Raw genomic sequence first — 3,348 nt, 5'->3', positions numbered from 1 at the left:
GTCACCTTTTTGCTGACACACAGAAAAAACTTAACCCCAGCTATCTTAGCCAGGGTTTCAAAGTAGTATTTTTAAGGCCGCAGTTATCAAACTTTTCTTGATTAAACTTCAGGCGGTTAAAATTACAACCTCGGCAGGGTATTAAGCTATTAGCACCTGCTGTCTCCGGCTTTGCTTATTTAATTTTGGTCATTGGTAATTTCTGATTATCTTCATCTACTACCAATTACCCATTACCAAACTATGCAGCGTCAGTTATTTTTAACTCTCGTAAAGCACTAATGTCAATAGCAATTGACGGACCCATTGTCGAGGATATATACACTGACCGCCAATAACGACCCTTAGCGCCCGAAGGACGGTTACGGTCAATTGACTCTTGTAATGCCTTCAGATTGATTAATAAATCTTCAGGTGAAAAAGCAGTCTTACCAAACATAACATGGACAATCCCAGTTCGATCAGCCCGATATTCTAATTTACCAGCTTTGAATTCAGCGATCGCACTAGCAACATCAAATGTCACTGTTCCACCTTTAGGTGAGGGCATCAAACCCCGTGGACCTAGTAATTTACCCAGCTTTGCTACCTGTGGCATCACATCTGGTGTAGCAATCAGCTTGTCAAAGTCCATCATGCCTTTCTGAATATCTTCAATGAGTTCTTCAGAACCAGCTATATCAGCACCAGCATTAGTTGCTTCTGTGACTTTTTCCCCTCTGGCGATAACTGCTACCCGAATTATCTGTCCTGTGCCTTTAGGTAGTGCTACCGTTGTCCGCAACTGTTGGTCTGTATATTTAGGATCAATTCCTAAACGAATATGAGCTTCAGCAGCCTCAGCAAATTTAGCGGTTGCTGTTTCTTTTAACAGAGCTAATGCTTCTAAGGGTGTATAATCCCGATCTTCTACTTTTTCTAGCAACGCCTGTAAGCGGCGTGATACTTTTTTTGCCATTTTTTTCTCCTGGGGTAATCTCGAAGTCGTGCTTCTCCCCCGATATGATTTTGTTATTAGTCAGTTGTCAGTTGTCAGTTGTCAGTTGTCAGTTGTTATTTTTTTATCTACTGTCACCTGTCACCGTTTCGCTGACGCTCACGGCGAAGCCTGTTCTCTGTCACCTAATCTGTGATTGTTACGCCCATGTTTTTAGCAGTTCCTTCCACGATATTCATGGCTGCATCAATATCATTGGCGTTGAGATCAGGAAGCTTGGTTTGAGCAATTTCACGTAATTGCGTTCTGCTAATGCTACCAACTTTAGTTTTGTTGGGTTCACTTGAGCCTCTTTCAATCTTCGCTGCCTTGCGAATCAAAACTGATGCTGGTGGAGTTTTGAGTACAAATGTAAAACTTCTATCTTCATAAACAGAAATTTCTACAGGTATCACCATTCCAGCTTGGTCTGCTGTTTTGGCGTTGTACTCCTTGCAGAACATCATGATGTTAACACCATGTTGACCCAATGCAGGACCAACTGGCGGTGCTGGGTTGGCTTTCCCAGCATTCAGGGCCAATTTAATGACCGCTACTACTTTCTTCGCCATTTGTATTTAGCTCTGTTTTTTAACCTGATTAAATTCCAATTCTACTGGTGTATCTCGTCCAAAGATAGAAAGCAGAGCTTTTAGTTTACTCCGTTCTGGGGAAACTTCAATCACCTCGCCTTCAAAATCCTTAAATGGACCAGAAAGCACAACTATCTTATCACCTGTAGCCATATCAATTATGACTACTGGCTCTTGTTCCAAGGCTTGTTTGAATATGCGTTCAACTTCCGAAGGATTCAGGGGAACTGGCTTAACGTGACCACGGCCTCTACCGCTACCACGCTTCTGCTCTGCGCCCACAAAGTTAATCACGTGGGAGGTGTTTCTTACCACCTGCCATGTATCATCACTCATCGCCATTCGGACTAGCACATAACCAGGGAAAACCTTTTCTTCTGAAGGTAGACGTTTACCGTCCTTACGGATTTTCACCGTTGGGGTGTGGGGAATTTCCACCTGGACGATTCTATCAGCGACATCAAAAGTTTGGATACGTTGCTCTAAATTTGTCTTTACCCGTTTCTCACAGCCAGAGGCTACTTGCACTGCATACCAGCGGACTTCTTTGATCCCTGTTAAGAGTGTGTCATCTGACTGCAACTCGGAGTTGCGTGGTTCGTCTGTTGCAGAAGTCATCAGAACACCTGTTTTGCTGCCCAAGCGAACAATCCATCTACCAAATATATCAAAGAGGCGGAGAGTGTAACCATTAATAGTACAGCGGCTGATTCACTCACCAACTGTTTCCGACTGGGCCAAATTACTTTCTCAAGTTCTTCCTTTGTTCCTTGGAAAAAATTGTTTAAGTTAAACCCATTTTCGGTTTCTGGCATTTCTGCTTCATTTTTTTTGGCCACAGTCGTTATCCCCCCGTTTCTTAAATAGCCTAACCTTGTGATTTTTTTCAAGGTTTATAGCTTCGGCCTAAATTAACTGGCAACAGTCAAGCTATATTTCAAAAAAATTATACCCGAAATAATTGACGTTTTCTGCTGTTTTGGCAGTGGCGTTATTGCTTCGGGCAGTATTTTTCTTTTTTAGCGCGCCCTGGAGGACTTGAACCCCCGACATCAGGTTTTGGAGACCTGCGTTCTACCAACTGAACTAAGAGCGCACAAGCTTTTCTTGTTACAGTCATTGCGCTGAACTTTTTTTATTCTAACGCAATTTCGCTTCTGATTGTAACTTATTTTTTTTCTTTTGGCAAGTTAGCGGCAGATGCCGCTTGCAGACTGGGTTTTGTCTATTAATTCACCATTGGGAATTATAGAGGGCGGTCGAATCTTTGTTTAATGCGGGTTGCCTTACCGACGAGGGCGCGTAGATAATATAATTTAGCACGTCTAACCTTACCACGACGCAATACTTTAATGCTTTCAACCAGGGGAGAATGAAGCAAAAATACTCGTTCTACACCCACACCTTGGAAAACTTTACGAACTGTGATAGTTTCGTTGATGCCGCCATTGCGTCTAGCTATAACTACACCTTCGTAAGGTTGCACACGGAATTTAGTGCCTTCCTGAATTTTGATTCCTACCTTAACTGTGTCACCGACATAGATATCGGGTAAGTCAGATTTCATTTGCTCCGCTTCAATTGAGCGGATAATCTCTTGGGCGTTCATTACTTTTTATGTTTTTTGAAAAAACTCACAATCGTTAATTATAAATCTATAGTTGCCAAAGAGTCCAGCTATTTATTGGAGGAGTCAGGAGTATGGCTAACGCCACGCTTCGCTATCAGGAGTCAGGAAGAAGGAAGAAGAAAGAAGAAAGAAGAAAATTACCTAATGAC

5 protein-coding genes, 1 tRNA gene and 1 other annotated feature are annotated in these 3,348 nt (G+C 42.4%); all 6 genes read right to left on the bottom strand.

Going from position 1 to position 3,348, the window contains the following annotated elements:
* Positions 1-19: 19 nt before the first annotated feature.
* Positions 20-187: a sequence feature (ribosomal protein L10 leader region), on the bottom strand.
* 54 nt (positions 188-241) lie between these two features.
* A complete protein-coding gene (gene rplA, locus FJR08_RS07735) occupies positions 242-958 on the bottom strand; it encodes a 50S ribosomal protein L1 (RefSeq protein ID WP_015078217.1) in 717 nt (238 codons plus the stop codon).
* A 164-nt stretch (positions 959-1,122) separates the two neighbouring features.
* A complete protein-coding gene (rplK, locus tag FJR08_RS07730) occupies positions 1,123-1,548 on the bottom strand; it encodes a 50S ribosomal protein L11 (protein WP_015078218.1) in 426 nt (141 codons plus the stop codon).
* 6 nt (positions 1,549-1,554) lie between these two features.
* Positions 1,555-2,187: a transcription termination/antitermination protein NusG gene (gene nusG, locus FJR08_RS07725; protein ID WP_015078219.1), complete on the bottom strand. Its 633-nt coding sequence runs from the start codon at positions 2,185-2,187 to the stop codon at positions 1,555-1,557.
* Complete coding sequence (gene secE / locus FJR08_RS07720; RefSeq protein WP_015078220.1) at positions 2,187-2,408, bottom strand: preprotein translocase subunit SecE; 222 nt, start codon at positions 2,406-2,408, stop codon at positions 2,187-2,189. Before secE ends, nusG begins: the two co-directional genes overlap by 1 nt.
* Before the next feature lie 184 nt (positions 2,409-2,592).
* Positions 2,593-2,665 (bottom strand) — tRNA-Trp (locus tag FJR08_RS07715).
* A 150-nt stretch (positions 2,666-2,815) separates the two neighbouring features.
* Positions 2,816-3,178: a 50S ribosomal protein L19 gene (rplS, locus tag FJR08_RS07710; protein ID WP_015078221.1), complete on the bottom strand. Its 363-nt coding sequence runs from the start codon at positions 3,176-3,178 to the stop codon at positions 2,816-2,818.
* Positions 3,179-3,348 lie beyond the last annotated feature (170 nt).

Source organism: Dolichospermum sp. UHCC 0260 (assembly GCF_009711985.1).
Classification (GTDB): Bacteria; Cyanobacteriota; Cyanobacteriia; order Cyanobacteriales; family Nostocaceae; genus Dolichospermum; species Dolichospermum lemmermannii.
The sequence above is the reverse complement of the archived record's forward strand: the minus strand, read 5'-3'. Positions and strand labels throughout refer to the sequence as shown.